The 18,630-nt window shown below is 64.8% G+C and carries 17 protein-coding genes; 14 read left to right on the plus strand and 3 right to left on the minus strand.

Going from position 1 to position 18,630, the window contains the following annotated elements:
* Window positions 1-44: 44 nt before the first annotated feature.
* Entirely contained in the window at window positions 45-1,061 is a 1,017-nt protein-coding gene (locus tag BJ6T_RS05375) for a helix-turn-helix transcriptional regulator (RefSeq protein ID WP_259198793.1), read from the minus strand.
* Window positions 1,062-1,089: 28 nt separating this feature from the next.
* Between BJ6T_RS05375 and BJ6T_RS05380 the strand changes: the two genes are divergently transcribed.
* The 5 genes from BJ6T_RS05380 (at window position 1,090) to boxB (ending at window position 7,527) form a co-directional block, all read left to right on the plus strand.
* Window positions 1,090-2,631 (plus strand): benzoate-CoA ligase family protein, encoded by a 1,542-nt coding sequence (locus BJ6T_RS05380; protein WP_014491281.1) that lies wholly within the window; start codon window positions 1,090-1,092, stop codon window positions 2,629-2,631.
* Window positions 2,632-2,757: 126 nt separating this feature from the next.
* Window positions 2,758-3,576, plus strand: coding sequence for an alpha/beta fold hydrolase (locus BJ6T_RS05385; protein ID WP_028169967.1), 819 nt, complete (start codon window positions 2,758-2,760; stop codon window positions 3,574-3,576).
* Between the two features lie 18 nt (window positions 3,577-3,594).
* Entirely contained in the window at window positions 3,595-4,122 is a 528-nt protein-coding gene (locus tag BJ6T_RS05390; protein WP_014491283.1) for a DUF309 domain-containing protein, read from the plus strand.
* A gap of 116 nt (window positions 4,123-4,238) precedes the next feature.
* Window positions 4,239-5,927 carry a 2,3-epoxybenzoyl-CoA dihydrolase gene (gene boxC / locus BJ6T_RS05395; RefSeq protein ID WP_014491284.1) on the plus strand — a complete coding sequence of 563 codons (1,689 nt, stop codon included), beginning with the start codon at window positions 4,239-4,241 and terminating at the stop codon, window positions 5,925-5,927.
* 148 nt (window positions 5,928-6,075) lie between these two features.
* The gene (gene boxB / locus BJ6T_RS05400; RefSeq protein ID WP_014491285.1) at window positions 6,076-7,527 is read left to right on the plus strand and encodes a benzoyl-CoA 2,3-epoxidase subunit BoxB; all 1,452 of its coding nucleotides are present in this window, start codon (window positions 6,076-6,078) and stop codon (window positions 7,525-7,527) included.
* A 173-nt stretch (window positions 7,528-7,700) separates the two neighbouring features.
* Here the strand turns inward: boxB and BJ6T_RS05405 are convergent, their stop codons facing one another.
* Together BJ6T_RS05405 and BJ6T_RS05410 are read right to left on the minus strand one after the other, a co-directional pair.
* Window positions 7,701-8,501, minus strand: a complete 801-nt coding sequence (locus BJ6T_RS05405) for an SDR family oxidoreductase (RefSeq protein WP_014491286.1) — start codon at window positions 8,499-8,501, stop codon at window positions 7,701-7,703.
* 104 nt (window positions 8,502-8,605) lie between these two features.
* Window positions 8,606-9,664: a polysaccharide deacetylase family protein gene (locus BJ6T_RS05410; RefSeq protein ID WP_014491287.1), complete on the minus strand. Its 1,059-nt coding sequence runs from the start codon at window positions 9,662-9,664 to the stop codon at window positions 8,606-8,608.
* Between the two features lie 164 nt (window positions 9,665-9,828).
* Between BJ6T_RS05410 and BJ6T_RS05415 the strand changes: the two genes are divergently transcribed.
* The 9 genes from BJ6T_RS05415 (at window position 9,829) to pstC (ending at window position 18,630) form a co-directional block, all read left to right on the plus strand.
* Window positions 9,829-11,223 carry an OmpA family protein gene (locus BJ6T_RS05415; protein ID WP_014491288.1) on the plus strand — a complete coding sequence of 465 codons (1,395 nt, stop codon included), beginning with the start codon at window positions 9,829-9,831 and terminating at the stop codon, window positions 11,221-11,223.
* Between the two features lie 2 nt (window positions 11,224-11,225).
* The gene (locus BJ6T_RS05420; protein ID WP_014491289.1) at window positions 11,226-11,522 is read left to right on the plus strand and encodes a hypothetical protein; all 297 of its coding nucleotides are present in this window, start codon (window positions 11,226-11,228) and stop codon (window positions 11,520-11,522) included.
* A 232-nt stretch (window positions 11,523-11,754) separates the two neighbouring features.
* Entirely contained in the window at window positions 11,755-12,345 is a 591-nt protein-coding gene (locus BJ6T_RS05425; RefSeq protein WP_014491290.1) for a TetR/AcrR family transcriptional regulator, read from the plus strand.
* Entirely contained in the window at window positions 12,342-13,274 is a 933-nt protein-coding gene (locus BJ6T_RS05430; protein WP_028169968.1) for a haloalkane dehalogenase, read from the plus strand. The genes BJ6T_RS05425 and BJ6T_RS05430 overlap by 4 nt, the downstream gene beginning before the upstream one ends.
* An 11-nt stretch (window positions 13,275-13,285) precedes the next feature.
* Window positions 13,286-13,513, plus strand: a complete 228-nt coding sequence (locus tag BJ6T_RS05435) for an Rdx family protein (RefSeq protein WP_014491292.1) — start codon at window positions 13,286-13,288, stop codon at window positions 13,511-13,513.
* A 439-nt stretch (window positions 13,514-13,952) separates the two neighbouring features.
* A complete protein-coding gene (locus BJ6T_RS05440; RefSeq protein WP_014491293.1) occupies window positions 13,953-15,008 on the plus strand; it encodes a lysylphosphatidylglycerol synthase domain-containing protein in 1,056 nt (351 codons plus the stop codon).
* A 32-nt stretch (window positions 15,009-15,040) separates the two neighbouring features.
* Window positions 15,041-16,339, plus strand: a complete 1,299-nt coding sequence (locus tag BJ6T_RS05445) for an ATP-binding protein (RefSeq protein WP_014491294.1) — start codon at window positions 15,041-15,043, stop codon at window positions 16,337-16,339.
* Window positions 16,340-16,483: 144 nt separating this feature from the next.
* Entirely contained in the window at window positions 16,484-17,497 is a 1,014-nt protein-coding gene (pstS, locus tag BJ6T_RS05450; RefSeq protein ID WP_014491295.1) for a phosphate ABC transporter substrate-binding protein PstS, read from the plus strand.
* 143 nt (window positions 17,498-17,640) lie between these two features.
* On the plus strand, window positions 17,641-18,630 hold the full coding sequence (pstC, locus tag BJ6T_RS05455; protein WP_028148027.1) for a phosphate ABC transporter permease subunit PstC: 990 nt from the start codon (window positions 17,641-17,643) through the stop codon (window positions 18,628-18,630).

An 18,630-nucleotide genomic window follows, 5' to 3' on the forward strand; every position in this document is an offset into this window, starting at 1 on the left:
GAAACGAAAAGGGACGCAAGGCGCAGCCGCACGCGCGGATAAACTTACAGCGCCACGCTGCGCAGGCCGAAACTTCGCGCCTCGTTCTGCAGCACCGGCCGCACCGCATCGATGAGGCGCGCGGCGGCGGCATCGACGCTGAGCCCTGCCGTATCCACCACCGCCGTCGCGCGCGAATACAGCGGTTCGCGGCTCAGCAGGATGTTGCGCAGCTCGGCCATTGCGGAGCGGTCGTCCGCCATCGGGCGCAGGTCACCCTGGCGGCGCACGCGGGCCATGTGCTCCTCGGGCTCGGCCTTCAGCCAGATCGTGTAGAACGACGACAGGATCTGGTCGAAGGTCAACGGCTCCGACACGATGCCGCCGCCGGTCGCCAGCACCATCAGCTCGTTGCGCGCGAGCAGCTGTTGCAGCGCTGCCTGCTCCATGCGGCGAAAGCCTTCCTGGCCGTAGAGCGCGATGATCTCGGCGACCGAGAGCCCGTTCTGCTGCTCGACCTCCTTGTTGAGCTCGACGAAGCTCCAGCCGACCTTCTTCGCCAAAATCTTGCCGAGCGTGGATTTGCCGGCGCCGCGCAGGCCGATCAGCGCGATGCCGCAGAACGGCGCGCGCCGCGGCGCCGACGCGCTGCCGCCGGCGAGAACGTCCTTGGCCTGAGCGATTTGCGCCGGCGTCGCCTTGCGCAGGAGATCGCGAAACATCTGCCAGTCCGGCGTCGGGTCGGCCGAGGGAAGCAGGTCTTCCAGATGCGCACCCATCGCGTCGGAGACGCGGCGCAGCAGCACGATCGAGACATTGCCCTTGCCGCTCTCGAGCTGCGCGATGTAGCGCTCCGAAATTCCCGATACCTTGGCGAGCACCTTGCGCGACATGCCGCGCAGCGCGCGCATGGTGCGCACGCGCTGGCCGAGCTGTTCGAGAAATCGGGATTCGGCGTCGGGACTGTCGGTCATGGACTGCAGATCATGGGCCTTCTTGAGAGGGTGTCCTGCGGCGCGTTTTAATGAAACATAGTGCCTGCCGGCATTGACAGCAAGCCGCCGCGGTGTCTTTCTATGAATTATAATTCTAAATTCGGGGGAGAAGTCCGTGAGCGAGGGATCCTATAACGCGGTGACCTGGCTGCTCGACCGCAACGTCGAGGACGGCAGGGGCGGCAAGCTCGTCTTCGACGACACCGTCTCGCGGCTCACCTATGGCGAGCTCCAGCGCGAGACCCGGCGCGCTGCCAACATGCTGCGCCGGCTCGGCGTCCGCCGCGAGGAGCGCGTGGCGATGATCATGCTGGACACGGTCGATTTTCCGATCGTGTTCCTGGGCGCGATCCGCGCCGGCATCGTGCCGGTGCCGCTGAACACGCTGCTGACCGCGGACCAATACGCCTACATCCTCTCAGATTGCCGCGCGCGCGTGCTGTTCGTCTCCGAGGCGCTCTACCCCGTTATCAAGGACGTCGTGGGCCGCATGCCGGATCTCGAGCACGTCGTGGTCTCCGGCGCCAAGCAGAACGGTCACAAGCAGCTTGCTGAAGAGCTCGCTGATGAGAGCGACCAGTTCACTACCGCTGCGACGCATCCGGACGAGCCGGCGTTCTGGCTCTATTCGTCCGGCTCGACCGGCATGCCCAAGGGGGTGCGCCATCTGCATTCGAACATGCAGGCGACCGCCGACACCTATGCGAGCCAGGTGCTTGGTATTCGCGAGAGCGACGTCTGCCTGTCTGCGGCAAAACTGTTCTTCGCCTATGGCCTCGGCAATGCGCTGACGTTTCCGATGTCGGTCGGCGCCACCGTGGTGCTGAACAGCGAGCGCCCGACGCCGGCGCGCATGTTCGACCTGATGAACAGGTACAATCCCTCGATCTTCTACGGCGTGCCGACATTGTTCGCGGCGATGCTCAACGACGAGACGATGAAGGCCGAGCGCGGCGGCAAGTCGCTCCGCATCTGCACCTCGGCCGGCGAGGCGCTGCCGGAATCCGTCGGCAACAGCTGGAAGGCGCGCTTCGGCGTCGACATCCTCGACGGCGTCGGCTCGACTGAGCTGCTGCACATCTTCCTGTCGAACGCGCCCGGCGACATCAAATACGGCTCCTCCGGCAAGCCGGTGCCGGGCTATGCGGTGCGGCTCGTCAACGAGGCCGGCCAGGATGTCGCCGACGGCGAGGTCGGCGAACTCCTGGTCGATGCGCCCTCCGCCGGCGAGGGCTACTGGAACCAGCGCCACAAGAGCCGCCGCACCTTTGAAGGCCCCTGGACCCGCACCGGCGACAAATATGTCCGCGACGCCGAAGGCCGCTACACCTTCTGCGGCCGCGCCGACGACATGTTCAAGGTCTCCGGCATCTGGGTCTCGCCGTTTGAGGTCGAGAGCGCGCTGATCACGCATCCCGCCGTGCTCGAAGCCGCCGTCGTGCCGGAAGCCGATCCGGAAGGCCTGCTGAAGCCGAAGGCCTTCGTCGTGCTACGCCCCGGCGCGGCGACGGCGGACTTGCAGGAGATGCTGAAGGAGCACGTCAAGCAGAAGATCGGCCCGTGGAAATATCCGCGCTGGATCGACGTGGTGGAGTCGCTGCCGAAGACGGCGACGGGGAAGATCCAGCGGTTCAAATTGCGCGAAGGCGCAAATTGAGCGTGACTGTGTGGCGTATGACTCGCGCTGTCGCGGCGAACTCCACTGCGCTCCCTCCCCCGCAAGGGGGAGGGAACGACTGAGATCGCGGAAGCATCTTGTCCGATCGCTGAAAGAAGAATGCACATGACCAACCTCACCCCCACCGGCTTCCTCAGCATCGGCAGCGCCAGCCTCGAATACAAATGGCTTGCCCCGCAGGACGCCGATGCACCGACCATTGTCATGCTGCACGAAGGCCTCGGCTCCGTCGGCCTGTGGGGCGACTTGCCCGAGAAGCTGCAGCAAGCCACCGGCGCCGGCATCTTCGTCTATTCGCGCGCGGGCTACGGCCAGTCGAGTCCGGTCACGCTGCCGCGGCCGCTCGATTACATGCAGCGCGAGGCGCTGGATGTGCTGCCGAAGATCCTCGACGCGATTTCCTTCAAGCGCGGCCTCCTGCTCGGCCATTCCGACGGCGCCTCGATCGCGACGATCTATGCCGGTGCGCATCAGGATCACCGCTTGAACGGCCTCGTGCTGATGGCGCCGCATTTCATCGTCGAGGACATCTCGGTGAAATCCATCGCGGCGATCAAGTCGACCTTCGAGACCACCGACCTCAAGGCAAAGCTGGCGCGCTGGCACAAGGATGTCGACAATGCCTTCTATGGCTGGAACCGCGCCTGGCTCGATCCGAAATTCCGCGACTGGGACATCTCGGAATATCTCGCCTACATCCGCGTTCCCATCCTGGTCGTGCAGGGCAAGGACGACCAATATGGGACACTGCGACAGGTCGATATTGCGCAGGAAGAGTGTTATTGTCCGGTAGATTTGAAAATTATTTCAGACGCGGGACATTCCCCGCATCGTGAAGCGCCGGGGGCGACGCTTGACGCGATTGAGCAATTTGCAAGAGCGGCCCTGCGCGACGATCAGGGACTTCAAGGACGCGCCGCATGATCCTGCGGAGGCACATGTATGAATGTGCCTTCGGATGCGAGCGGCCCGTTGCCGTGGCCGCGATGGGCCTATGTGCCGGGCGAGACCGGCGGGGTCGACGCGGACTACGAGACGCTTGATTTGGCCAAGGCGCTGGTGCCCCCGGCGTTCCGCGGCTACGTGCCGGCGCGCCATCCGGCGCTGCGCTACGGGCTCGCGCTCAACGACCGCGGCTATTTCTGGGAATCGCAGGAGGTGCTGGAAGCGGTCTGGGCCGCAGCCCCGCAAGGCGGCCGCGAGCGCATTCTGCTGCGCGCCTGCATTCACATCGCCAATGCCAATTTGCGACTGCGCATGCAGCGGCTGCATTCGGCCGCACGCCTGTTCGGCGACGCGCAGGCAGAGTTGCGGGCGCTGAACTCGCGCAAGGCGGCCGCGGGCGGCGACGGCTTTGTCGAGAGCTTCCCCATTCCGGCGCTGACGGCTCTGCTCCAGGCCAAGCTGGGCCGTCCCCAGCTCTCCAAGGCGGACTGGATCACCCTCGGCGCCATTGTGCGGTCTCGATAGGCCTCATGAAACAAAGTGCATGCAGCAACCGTTAAGGGCTAGACGCGTTCGAAAAGATGCACTATTGTGCATCTAACGCTACAACCAAAACGCATAATCAAGCTCAAGGGTGGCCCATGGCCGGGGAAGATCGGCGCCTCGCAGGCGGCGCGACATTCATCGATTTCCAGACCGAACCGTCCCGCTACAAGCACTGGAAGCTCGCGGTCGATGGCGACGTCGCCACCCTGACCATGGATGTCGACGAGAATGGCGGCCTGTTCGAGGGCTATCTGCTCAAGCTCAACTCCTACGATCTCGGGGTCGACATCGAGCTGGCGGACGTCGTCCAGCGGCTGCGCTTCGAGCACCCCGAGGTGAAGGTCGTGGTGATGCGTTCGGCCAAGAACCGCGTGTTCTGCGCCGGCGCCAACATCCGCATGCTCGCGGGCTCGACCCATGCCCATAAGGTGAACTTCTGCAAATTCACCAACGAGACCCGCAACGGCATGGAAGACTCGTCGGAGAATTCCGGCCAGCGCTTCATCACGGTGGTGAACGGCTCGGCCGCCGGCGGCGGTTATGAGCTGGCGCTCGCGACCGACCACATCATCCTCGCCGATGACGGCTCGTCGGCCGTTGCTCTGCCGGAAGTGCCGCTGCTCGCGGTGCTGCCGGGCACCGGCGGCCTCACCCGCGTCGTCGACAAGCGCAAGGTGCGCCGCGACCACGCCGATTTCTTCTGCACCATCGAGGAAGGCGTGAAGGGCAAGCGCGCCGTGCAGTGGCGTCTCGTCGACGAGATCGCGCCGAACTCGAAGCTCGAGGCCAAGATCGCCGAGCGCGCCAAGGAGTTCGCAGGCCAATCGAAGCGCAAGGGCAGCGGCAAGGGCATCGCGTTGACGCCGCTCAAGCGGGTCATCGACGAGACCAGCATCCGCTACGGTTTTGTCAGCGTCGACATCGATCGTACGGCGCGCATCGCCACCATCTCGATCAAGGCGCCCGAGGCCGCGCCGCCGGCCGACATCGATGCCATGATGGCGCAGGGGCCTTCGTTCTGGCCGCTCCAGGTCGCGCGCGAGCTCGACGACGCCATCCTGCATCTGCGCATCAACGAGCTCGATATCGCGATGCTCGTCTTCAAGAGCCATGGCGACCGCGCCCATGTGCTGGCATCCGATGCCTTCCTCGAAGCCAACAAGGCGCACTGGCTGGTCAACGAAATCAGGCACTACTGGAAGCGCGTGCTGAAGCGCATCGACGTCACCTCGCGCACGCTGGTGACGCTGGTCGAGCCCGGCTCCTGCTTTGCCGGCACGCTCGCCGAGCTCGTCTTCGCCGCCGACCGCTCCTACATGCTGATCGGCACGCGCCAGGGCGACAACCGTCCACCGCCGTCGATCGAACTCTCCGCGATGAATTTCGGTCCGTATCCGATGAGCCACGGCCTGACCCGGCTGGAATCGCGCTTCCAGGCCGATCCGTCCGACGTCGAGCGTGCGGAAGCCACCATGGGCACCGCGCTCGACGCCGAGCAGGCGGAAGAACTCGGCCTCGTCACCTTCGCGCTCGACGACATCGATTGGGACGATGAGGTCCGTGTGTTCCTGGAGGAGCGCGCCAGCTTCTCGCCCGACAGCCTCACCGGTATGGAAGCCAGCCTGCGCTTCGTCGGCCCCGAGACGATGGAATCGAAAATCTTCGCGCGCCTCACCGCATGGCAGAACTGGATATTCCAGCGCCCGAACGCGGTCGGCGAGGAAGGCGCACTGCGCCGCTACGGCAGCGGCCAGAAGCCGAAATTCGATATGACGCGGGTGTAGCCACTCGCGTGTCCCGGGCGCGGCGCAGCACGAAGTGATGCGACGCAGAACCGGAACTCACAGGACCAAAGAATAGGTCCCGGCTCAGCAGTGCAGCACTTCGCGCCGCACTGCGTCCGGGACACGAGACAGATCAAGGAGCACGGCCATGAACATGAACATCATGAACGTCGACTACTCGACCAAGATTCCGAACAACGTGAATCTCGCCGAAGACCGCCAGGTGCTCAAAGCCCTGGAAGGCTGGCATCCCGGCTACATGGACTGGTGGAGCGACATGGGCCCCGAGGGTTTCCAGGAGTCGCTCGTCTACTTGCGCACCGCCTATTCCGTCGATCCGCGCGGCTGGGCCAAGTTCGACTACGTCCGCATGCCCGAATATCGCTGGGGTATCCTGCTTGCGCCGCAGGAAGAAAACCGCGTCGTGCCGTTCGGCGAGCATTATGGCGAGCCGGCCTGGCAGGAAGTCCCCGGTGAATATCGCGCCATGCTGCGCCGCCTGATCGTGATCCAGGGCGACACCGAGCCGGCTTCCGTCGAGCAGCAGCGCCATCTCGGCAAGACCGCGCCCTCGCTCTACGACATGCGCAACCTGTTCCAGGTCAACGTCGAGGAAGGCCGCCATCTCTGGGCGATGGTCTACCTGCTCCAGAAGTACTTTGGCCGTGACGGCCGCGAGGAAGCGGATGACTTGCTGCGCCGCCGCTCGGGCGATGCCGATGCGCCGCGCATGCTGGGTGCCTTCAACGAGGCGACGCCGGACTGGCTGTCCTTCTTCATGTTCACCTACTTCACCGACCGCGACGGCAAGATGCAGCTGCACTCGCTCGCGCAGTCGGGCTTCGATCCCCTGTCGCGCACCTGCCGTTTCATGCTGACGGAAGAAGCGCACCACATGTTCGTCGGCGAGACCGGCATCACCCGCGTCGTGCAGCGCACCTGTGACGCGATGCGCGAAGCCGGCATCACCGATCCCACCGACATCGCAAAGGTTCGTGCGCTCGGCGTGATCGACCTGCCGACGATCCAGAAGAAGTTGAACCTGCACTATACGCTGTCGCTCGACCTGTTCGGCTCGGAAGTATCGACCAACGCGGCCAACGCCTTCAACACCGGAATCAAGGGCCGTTATCACGAGACCCAGATCGACGACGATCACCAGCTCAAGAACTCGACCTATCCGGTGCTCAAGCTCATCAACGGCGAGATCAAGCTGGTCGACGAGCCGGCGCTGACCGCGCTCAACATGCGCCTGCGCGATGATTACAGCCAGGATTGCGTCAAGGGCATGCTGCGCTGGAATAAGGTGATCTCCACCGCCGGCTACGATTTCAAGCTGACGCTGCCGAACGTCGCCTTCCACCGCCACATCGGCGAGTTCAAGGACGTGCATGCCACGCCCGACGGCATTTTGATCGATGATGCCACCTGGGCCAAGCGCAGGGACGATTGGCTGCCCTCGACCGCCGACGGCGACTTCATCACCTCGCTGATGCAGCCCGTCACCGAGACCGGCAAGTTCGCCTCCTGGATCTCGCCGCCGAAGGTCGGCATCGACAACAAGCCCGGCGATTTCGAGTACGTGAAGATCGAGTCGTAAGCGGGACGAACGCTCGCGCCACACGAATGCTGTCATCACCCGCCTTGTGCGCAATTGCGCACTGGAGCGGGTGATCCAGTATTCCAGAGACGGCTGTGCTTTAGCCGAGAGGCCGCGGCGTACTGGATGCCCCGGTCAAGCCGGGGCATGACAGTGGGGTGTGAGGCGAGGGCCTACCCCGCGATCTCCAGCCCGGCATTCGCATACACCACGCCGCCATCCACCGCGATGGTGTTGCCGACCACGTAATCACCCGCGCGCGAGGCGAGGTAGATCGCCACACCGGCCATGTCCTCATCGGTTCCGATACGCCGCGCCGGAATGCGCTTGGCGACCTCGTCCGCATGGTCGCGCGCGGCGCGGTTCATGTCGGACTTGAACGCGCCCGGCGCGATCGCGGTGACGTTGATGTTGTCCTTGATCAGCTTCGTCGCCATGCGCCGCGTCAGATGGATCACGGCGGCCTTGCTGGCGGCGTAGGAATAGGTCTCGCTCGGATTGACGAAGATGCCGTCGACCGAGGCGATGTTGATCACCTTGGCCGGCCGCTCGTGCGACGCCGCCGCGCGCAGCGGCTTTGCCAGCGCCTTGGTCAGGAAGAACAGCGACTTGACGTTGAGGTCCATCACCTTGTCCCAGCCGCTCTCCGGGAATTCGTCGAACTCCGCGCCCCAGGCCGCACCCGCATTGTTGACGAGGATGTCGAGCTTCGGCTCCAGCTTGATGATTTCGGAGGCCAGCCTGTCGCAGCCTTCGATGGTCGAGATATCGATCGGCAGCGCGATGCATTCGCCGTCATATTGGGTGGAGAGCTCTTTCGCCGTCGCCTCGCACGGCCCGGCCTTGCGCGCGGTGATGTAGACCTTCGCCGCGCCTTGCGCGAGGAAGCCCGCCGCGATCATCTTGCCGATGCCACGCGACCCGCCGGTCACGAGCGCGACACGGCCTTTGAGCGAGAACAGATCGTTGAACATGGTGCCTCCCTTGGTTGGCGACGTTTTGAGCGCGGCGGAGAGGGGAGTCAATCTCCGCCGTCGCTCTTACGGAGCGGTTCTCAGGATGAGGTCTGAGTGATGGATCAGGCCGCGGCGATCCGGCGAAAGCCGTTCCACATCGCGGTCGCGGCGCCAGAGGTCAGCACCGGCAGAATTCGCGCGTCCTGGTAATTGCCGTTGAGCGAGACGCGCGGCAGCGCGGTCATGTGGCCGGCATTTTCTGCGAACAGCATGCCGGGCCGGGTCGTCACCGCGGTCTTGAAGCCGGCCGATGCGGCGAGAGCGAATTCGCGTTCGCCCGCCGCTTCGCGGTCGCCATAGGGGTAGGCGAAGTGCAGCACGGTACGGCCCAGCGCCTGCTCGATCCGCGCGCGGCTTACCGCCATCTCCTGTGCGGCGATCCCCTCGTTCTGCCTGGCGAGATTGCAATGGCTGATGGTGTGCGCGCCGATCGTGACCAGCGGATCGGCGGCAAATGCCTTCACCTCGTCCCAGGACAGGCACAGGCTGCGGCACAGCGCGGCCATGTCGACGTCGTATCTGGCGCAGAGCGCCTCGATCTCGCGCTTGAGATCATGTTCGCCCGGTAGCGCGCGCAGCCAATCGTGCAGGCGGTCGAACGCCATTTGTTTTGCAGCGGGGGTCGTTGCGTCCAGCCGCAGCGCGGAATTGCCGATCTGGATGTCGATCTGTTCGGTCTTGGCGATGACGGTTTCCAGCGCGGTCCACCACAGACGTCCGGTGCCCTCGGCAAACTCGCTCGCGACATAGACGGCCAAGGGCGCGTCAAATTCGCGCAGAACCGGCAGCGCGAATTCGAGATTGTCGCGGTACCCGTCGTCGAGGGTGAAGGCGGCGAAGGGGCGGGTGAACCGGCCCTGCACCAGCCGCTCATGCAGCTCGTCCATGCTGACGATGTCGATCCCGCGCGAGCGCAAATGGCTCAGCGTGGCGCGCAGGAAATCGGGGGTGACTTCGAGGTGCCGGTTCGGCTGGAACGCGGCCTCGCGGGCCGGCCGCACGTGGTGCAGCATGAAAATGGCGCCGACGCCCGACAAGAGCGGGCGCAACAGGTGGTGCGCCCCGCTGAAATAGAGTGCCCCGAGCCCGGCGCGGATGACGTTGTTTCGGAGTTGTTTCATGACCGGCTGGCGAACTCTGGCATTCCACTTTCAACTTACGGAAGAACCCTTGAAGAAAAAGTTATTCCAATTGTCGACGCATGGCCTTCGGAAGGGCATCATTTCCGGTTTGACAGCCCGCCAAGGGTTTGTTTTGTCTCCGGTTCCAGAGTTCGGGTCGTTGAATGCAGAAGCTTTTCAGGTGGGCCAGCAAATGGTGGCCAGGGCTGATCCCCCTGGCCGTCATGTGGGGATTTGCGGCCTGGAATAATACCTTGCCGGTCGAGGCGGACCTGTCCGCCCGCAGCTCGGCGGCGCTCAAGGAGACCGTTCTGGACAAGACCCGGATCGCGGTGGACGGCCGGGACGTTAGCTTGGCCGCGGACGCCTTTTCCGAGGAGGGGCGCCGCGATGCCGTGATGGCGGTCGAGCTCGTTCCGGGCGTGCGTCTGGTCGACGACCGGACCCGCCTTGTTCCCGAAGCAACGCCCTTCGTCTGGAATGCCGAGCGTGACGTGGTGCGGGTGACGCTGTCCGGCTCCGCGCCCCTGCCATCGATGAAGGCGCGCCTGACCGAGGCCGCGCGCAAGGAGGTCAGCGGGACCGAGGTCGCCGATCAGATGGGCCTCGCGCGCGGCGCGCCGCCGCGGTTCGAGGCGGCCGCGATGCTGCTGCTCGACCAGATCGGCAAGCTCAAGGACGGCAAGATCACGATATCAGACACCAAGGTCAATCTGTCGGGCATGGCGCGCGACCTCGGCGGCCGTGAGGCGATCGCGGCCGCGCTCAAGAACCTGCCCGAGGGCTTTTCGGTCGCCGCCAACGATGTCAAGGCGCCGCCCTACATCTTCCAGGCCTACAAGGATCCGGTCGCCGCGACCGTGACGCTGACCGGCTACGTGCCCGACAACAGCGTGCACGCGGCCATTGCAACGAGTGCCTCGCGAAAATTCTTCACCGAAAAGGTCGTCGACAATCTCAAGGCCAGCGTCGGCGCACCCGGCTCCTTCAACACTGCCGTGGTTGCAGCGCTCGGCGCGTTGTCGCGGCTGTCGACCGGTACGCTCGTGGTGTCCGATCGCGAAGTGAAGCTGTCGGGCGATGCGCTCTACGAGGGGGCCGCCAACGACATCCGCGCAGGCCTCGGCAAGGACTTCCCGAAGAACTGGCAGTACAAGCCGGAGATTACGGTGAAGCCCGCCGCGGGCCCGGTCGATGGGACGGTCTGCCAGCAATTGTTCTCGGAGCTCCTGAACAAGGGCAAGATCCGCTTCGCAACGAAACGCGCCGACATCGACCCGGATTCCGCCGGTATTCTCGACCACCTGATCGAGACGGCGCTGCGCTGCCCCACCACCAATATCGAGGTGGCCGGCCACACCGATGCCGACGGTGAGGACTCCTTCAACCAGGCTCTCTCGGAGAAGCGTGCGCAGGCTGTGATCGACTATCTGGTCAAGGCCGGGCTGCCGGCCACCCGCTTCACTCCGGTCGGCTATGGCGCGACGCAGCCCCTCGCCGGCAATGACACCGACGAAGGCAAGGCGCAGAACCGCCGCATCGAATTTCTGGTGAGGTGACGATGCCCTATCTCGTCTCGTTCCATCTGGGCTGGCTGATCGGCTCGCTGCTGCTGGGCTTTTGCATGGGCTGGATCTCGGTGGTCCAGCGCGGCAACGGCACTTCGAAGGTGGCCGCGCGCTGGCTCGCCTTGCTTGCCGTCGCCCTGGTCGCAGCCTCCTTCACACATGCGGTGCCCGGCCGCTTCGGCTATTGGCTCGATCTCGGGCTGGTCATGTTCGCCTGCTACCTCGTCGGCTGCACCATCGGCGCCTGGCTGCGCGACAGGGTGGTCTCGCGGAGCCAGCCGGCGGCCTGAGCCCTTGGGCTCGGTGAAAGATCGACAGTCGCCGCCGCGACGCACCGGAAAGTTTGGTTCGGGTGATTTGGGTGAGGCGGCCATCGCTCTCTCGCTCCCTCCCCCTTGCGGGGAGGGTCGAGGAGAGGGTACCTTTCGATCCAACCTTGCGATAACGGCCTGATCGGCAAGCAAATTGCCGAACGATCAGAATGCACTTGACTTTAATACGTACGTGCATATTGTTTTTCTCATGCCAAAGCCCTCACTCAAAGACGCCATCCTCGATGCCGGCCTGAAGGTCATGTTCAGGACCGGCTATCACGGCACCAGCGTGCGCGACGTCACCGCTGCGGCAGGCGCGCCGCAGGGGTCCTTCACCAACCATTTTCGCTCCAAAGAGGTGTTCGCCTCCGAGGTGCTCGACCGCTACTTCGAGACCACGAGGGGACTGGTCGCGGAAGCGCTCGACGACACCTCGCTGACCCCGCGCGCGCGGCTGCGCCGCTATCTCGACATCATCACCGGCCGGCTCGAGGCCGACGGCTATGGCCGCGGCTGCCTGATCGGTGATCTCAGCCTGGAGGCGTCAGCCAGCAGCGAAATGCTGCGCGCGCGTCTCGCCGAAATCTTCGCCGAATGGCGCGCGCCGTTCGCCGCCTGCATCAGGGACGCCCAGACGTGCCGCGAGATCGCATCCGAATTCGCGCCCGAAGAGCTTGCCGATTTCCTGCTCGCGTCCTGGCAAGGCGCGATCCTGCGCATGAAGGTCGACCGCAATCCCAACGCCCTCGAACGTTTCAAGACCATCGCCTTTCAAACCGTCTTCAGGGAGCTGACATGAGCAAGCCAACTGGAATCGAGATTCTCCAAGCGTCTGTGCTGGGAAGCACGATGGCCTATCGCGAGGGGGGAGATCGCGATGCGCCCGCTGCCCTGTTCCTGCACGGCAACCCGACGTCGTCGCATATCTGGCGCAACATTCTGCCGCTTGTAGCGCCGGTCGCACATTGCATCGCGCCCGATCTCGTCGGCTTCGGCCAATCCGGCAAGCCCGACATCGGCTATCGCTTCGTCGACCACGTCCGCTATCTCGATGCATTCATCGAACAGCGCGGCATTAAATCGGCCTATCTTGTCGCGCAGGACTGGGGCACCGCGCTCGCGTTCCATCTCGCCGCGCGCCGGCCGGATTTCGTGCGCGGCCTTGCCTTCATGGAGTTCATCCGCCCGATGCCGACCTGGCAGGACTTTCACCACACCGAGGTCGCGGAGGAGCAGGACCACGCCGAGGCGGCGAGGGCGGCGTTCCGCAAATTCAGGACGCCGGGCGAGGGCGAAGCGATGATCCTCGAGGCGAACGCGTTCGTCGAGCGCGTGCTGCCCGGTGGCATCGTCCGCAAGCTCGGCGAGGACGAGCTGGCGCCTTACCGTGCGCCATTCCCCACGCCGGAGAGCCGCCGGCCCGTTCTCGCCTTCCCCCGCGAACTGCCGATCGCAGGCGAGCCTGCCGACGTCTACGAGACGCTCCAATCCGCGCATGCCGCGCTCGCTGCATCGTCCTATCCGAAGCTGTTGTTCTCGGGCACGCCCGGTGCGCTCGTCGCGCCCGAATTCGCCGAGCGGTTCGCAGCCTCGCTGAAGCACTGCGCATTGGTCCGCCTCGGACCCGGCCTGCACTTCCTCCAGGAGGATCACCCCGAGGCGATCGGCCGCTCCGTCGCAGGCTGGATCGCCGGCATCGAAGCCGTGCGCCAGCAGCGCGCTGCCTGAAGGCGGGCGAGATGGCTGATGTGACCATCATCTATTGCCGCCCCTGCGGCTACGAGAAGCGCGCCAAGGACGCCGCTGCTGCGCTGCGGCAGCATCTGACGCTGGAGCCGTCTCTCGTGCCCGCCAAGGGTGGGATCTTCCAGGTCAAGGTCGGCGACAGGATCGTAGCCAGCCGCAGCAAGGGCCACTTTCCCGGTACCGACGAAATCGTAGCCGCCGTTACTTCCGCGTGGCGCTGATCCGGGACGGAATCGGACCGCCTCCGAGGCCGCGGCCTTTCGGCCCACCTGAAATCCCTGAACAACAGCGCCAGTCACCCCTCTTTCACCAGGCGGGGTCGGCCCATAGATTGACGTCGGCTTAAGTCGTGACGGAACATTGTGCGGTCGAAATCATCAAAACTTCATGGCGACTGCGCAGGATTGCCATGGAGATTCGCGTCAGTCTTGCCGCCGAAAGCGCCAATCCGTGCATCAGGAGCTCGCAACCCTGCCTAAAATATTGAAGGCACGAGTATTTGTTCGAATTGCTGAATTCCACTCCGCCGCAAAACGCGCTAGTGGAAGGGCATGGGGCATGCGCGATGCCGGAGCCGGCGGCAAGGGTTCGTTGAATGCCTGTGCGTCGTCCGCCTGTCCGCCGGCCACCCCGGCCGCTGAAGCGTTGTTCGAGGTCTAGATGCTGGAAGCCATACGCAGGGCGATGACGTTTCTGCGCCAGAAGCAAGTCCTGCATAAGCTTGGAGTTGTGATCAGCGTCGCGGTCATCGGCATCGCTTGCTATGTGCTCTACCACATGCTGCGGGGCATCGACGTCAACGAGGTCCTCGAAGCGATCAAGAGCACCGAGCCGAGCCAGATTGCGATGGCTGCGCTGTTCGTGGCCGCGGGCTATTTCACCCTGACCTTCTACGATCTGTTCGCGGTGCGCGCGATTGGCCACACCCATGTGCCCTACCGCATCAATGCGCTCGCCGCCTTCACCAGCTATTCGATCGGCCACAATGTCGGCGCCAGCGTCTTCACCGGCGGCGCGGTGCGCTACCGCATCTATTCGGCCTATGGCCTGAACGCGATCGACGTCGCAAAGATCTGCTTTCTCGCCGGCCTGACCTTCTGGCTCGGCAATGCCGCGGTGCTCGGCCTCGGCATCTCCTACCATCCGGAAGCCGCAGCCTCGATCGACCAGCTTCCGCCCTGGCTGAACCGGATGCTGGCGATGATGATCATCGTGGGGCTGGTCGCCTATGTGGTCTGGGTCTGGACCCAGCCGCGGGTGGTCGGCCGCGGGCCCTGGACCGTGGTGCTGCCGGGCGGCCCGCTGACGCTGCTCCAGATCGCCATCGGCATCATCGATCTCGGCTTCTGTGCGCTCGCGATGTACGTGCTGGTCCCGGACGAGCCCAATCTCGGCTTCGTCGTGGTGGCGGTGATCTTCGTCTCGGCGACGCTGCTCGGTTTCGCCAGCCACTCGCCGGGCGGGCTCGGCGTGTTCGATGCCGCCATGCTGGTCGGCCTCTGGCAGATGGATCGCGAGGAACTGCTGGGTGGCATGCTCCTGTTCCGCGTCCTCTATTATCTCTCCCCCTTCGTCATATCTGTAATCTTGCTGACGTTTCGCGAGGTTATAATCGGCGCTCGATCGAAGCGCTTGCAGCAGGCGGCGCTCAAGCTCGACCCCGGCCCGGCGCGTGAAGCCGCCTATGTGAGAGAGCGCAGCGACAGCGGCGCCTGACCGGCGCATCCCCTTAGGAGAAGCCCGCCCCGATGGCGATCGACGCCCCATCTTCTCCCTCGGCGCAGCCCTGGTCCGACCGGCTGCGGCACTCGACCGTTATCCTGATCGCCGCGGCGCTGGCGCTGTCGGTGGTGGTCTCGCTCGGCGAATTGTCGGTGATGCGGGCGGCGACGGTGTTCCTCTGCATCGCGGCCGCGGCGCTGATCCCCTGGCGGCTGCACGACAATGCCGCCTCGCGCGACGACACCCGCCGCGTCAACCCGGTCGAGAGCGCGGCGGTGGCCGCGGTCGTCGCTGGCATGCCGGATCCGGCCGTGCTGCTCGACCGCGCCGGGCGCGTCATCCATCTCAATGCCGCCGCCGCCCAGCTGGCGCCGGCGCTGCGCAAGAACGAGCTCGCCCAGTTCGCGCTGCGCTCGCCGGAGATCATCACCGCGCTGCGTGAATCGATCGCCACCACCGAGCCGCGGCGCGCGACCTATCTCGACCATGTCCCGGTCGATCGCTGGATGGAGCTGATCATCACGCCGGTGCCGGTGCCGACCTCCTTCGGCGGCGCCGACAAATGCATGCTGATGACCTTCCACGACCAGACGCCGCTGCGCCGGGTCGAGGAGATGCGCGCGGACTTCGTCGCCAATGCCAGCCACGAGCTGCGCACGCCGCTTGCCGCGCTGTCGGGCTTCATCGACACGCTCCAGGGCCAGGCCAAGGACGATCCCAAGGCGCGCGAGCGGTTCCTCGGCATCATGCACAACCAGGCGACCCGGATGGCGCGCCTGATCGACGATCTGCTCTCGCTGTCGCGGGTCGAGCTGTCGGCCCATGTGCGGCCCGACACCCTGGTCGACCTGCTGCCGATCATCTTCCAGGTCGCCGACGGGCTCGAGCCGCTGGCGCGGGAGCGCCAGGTCGAGGTCGAAACCCATCTGCCCGAAACGCCCGTGATGATCGCGGGCGACCGCGAGGAATTGCTCCGCCTGTTCGAGAACCTGATCGAGAACGCGCTCAAATACGGGGCGTCGGGCGGACGTGTCATCGTGTCGCTGGCCGCGGCAGCAGCCACTGATGGAACTCAGGAAATCCGGGTCATGGTCCGCGATTTCGGCCCCGGCATCGCGCCCGAGCACCTGCCGCGACTGACCGAGCGGTTCTACCGGGTCGACGTCGGCGACAGCCGCTCGCAGGGCGGGACGGGGCTCGGATTATCGCTGGTGAAACATATTCTTAACCGCCATCGCGGCCGGCTTTTGATCGAGAGCGTGCCCAAGCAGGGCGCCGTTTTCACGGCCTGTTTTCCCCAGGCGAAGACGGCGGCTTCAACCTGATATTCAAGCGATTTCAATTGCTTGGATGTGTCATCCAGCTGTCACGAAACCTTCGTAAAAGCACAGCCGACCGCTCCTAAAGGGGCGGCACGGGGAGCGCGATCGGGCGCGGATGGCGCTTCGCTCCCCTGTATGGAGACCACCATGAATTTCATCAAAACGATCGTCGCTGCCGGCTTGGTCGCCGCATCGGCGACGGCGGCCTTTGCTGCCGACATTACGGGTGCCGGTGCGACGTTCCCGTTCCCGATCTATTCCAAGTGGGCCGACGCCTACAAGAAGGAGACCGGCAACGGTCTGAACTACCAGTCGATCGGCTCCGGCGGCGGCATCAAGCAGATCCAGGCCAAGACCGTGACCTTCGGCGCCAGCGACGCGCCGCTCAAGGCCGAGCAGCTCGAGAAGGACGGCCTCGTCCAGTGGCCGATGGTGATGGGCGCCATCGTTCCGGTCGTCAACATCGAGGGCGTGAAGCCCGGCGAGCTGGTGTTCGATGGCGAGACCCTGGCAAGCATCTATCTCGGCAAGATTACCAAGTGGGACGACGCCGCGATCAAGAAGCTCAATCCGAACGTGAAGCTGCCGTCGGACGCGATCACCGTGGTCCGCCGCTCGGATGGTTCGGGCACCACCTTCAACTTCACCAACTATCTGTCCAAGGCCAGCGCGGACTGGAAGAGCAAGGTCGGCGAGGGCACCGCGGTCGAGTGGCCGGTCGGCGTCGGCGCCAAGGGCAACGAAGGCGTGTCGGGCAACATCAGCCAGACCAAGAACTCGATCGGCTACGTCGAGTACGCCTATGCCAAGCAGAACAAGCTGACCTACACCGGTCTCGTCAACAAGGCCGGCAAGCCGGTGCAGCCGACCGTCGAAGCCTTCCAGGCCGCCGCGTCCAACGCCGACTGGGCCAAGGCTCCCGGCTACTACGTCATCCTGACCGACCAGCCCGGCGACAAGTCCTGGCCGATCACGGCGGCGACCTTCATCCTCATGCACAAGGATGCCACCGACAAGGCAGCCTCGCAGGAAGCCATCAAGTTCTTCCGCTGGGCCTTCAAGAGCGGCGGCAAGGCGGCTGAAGAACTCGACTACATCCCGATGCCGGACCCGGTCGTCCAGCTGATCGAGAAGACCTGGGCTGCCGAGATCAAGAGCTAAGCGCTCTTGTCCCGGACTGGGCGCCGGGATCTCACAAGACCTCCGCTCCGGATCGGCCTCGCGCCGCATCCGGAGCGTAAGACCAACAACAAGACCGACAACAAGCGTATATCAAACGGGCACAGGGGATCGGCGTGGCAGAGATGGCCGTTCAGAGCGATGTAATCGACGACGCCGGACCTTATGACCGCGCCAAGGCCTTGAGCGCCTTCAAGCTCGGCGACGTCACCTTCTACTGGATCACGCGGCTCTCCGCGATCTCGGTGCTGCTCATCCTCGGCGGCATCATCATTTCGCTGATCGTCGGCGCCTTCCCGGCGATGAAGGAATACGGCCTCTCCTTCCTGTGGACGCAGCGCTGGGCGCCGTCCGCCGATCCGCCGGTGCTCGGCGCGCTCGGACCGATGTACGGCACCCTCGTGACCTCCTTCATCGCGATGCTGATCGCCATTCCCGTGGGTCTCGGCATTGCGATCTTCCTCACCGAACTCTGTCCGCAATGGCTGCGCCGCCCGATCGGCATGGCGATCGAGCTGCTCGCCGGCATCCCCTCGATCATCTACGGCATGTGGGGCTTCTTCGTGCTGGGCCCGTTCCTTGCCAACACCTTCCAGCCCTTCATGATCAAGATCTTCGACGGCGTCCCCGTGCTGGGCGCCATCTTCGCAGGTCCCCCGTCCTATCTCAGCCTGTTCAACGCCGCGCTGATCCTCGCGATCATGGTGCTGCCCTTCATCACCTCGATCTCGGTCGACGTGTTCAAGACGGTGCCGCCGGTGCTGAAGGAAGCCGCTTACGGCGTCGGCTGCACCACCTGGGAAGTCGTCCGCAGCGTGGTGATCCCCTACACCCGCGTCGGCGTCATCGGTGGCGTCATGCTGGCGCTGGGCCGCGCGCTCGGCGAGACCATGGCCGTGACCTTCATCATCGGCAACTCGTTCCGCATTTCCTCCTCGATCTTTGCCCCGGGCACCACGATCTCGGCGGCGATCGCATCCGAGTTCGCCGAGAGCGACGGCCTGCACCAGTCCGGCCTGATCCTGCTCGGCCTGCTGCTGTTCGTGCTGACGTTCTTCGTGCTCGCAGCGGCGCGGCTGATGCTGATGCGGCTGGAAAAGAAGGCGGGGAACTAG

Origin of the sequence: Bradyrhizobium japonicum USDA 6, from assembly GCF_000284375.1 — a bacterium.
GTDB lineage: Bacteria > Pseudomonadota > Alphaproteobacteria > Rhizobiales > Xanthobacteraceae > Bradyrhizobium > Bradyrhizobium japonicum.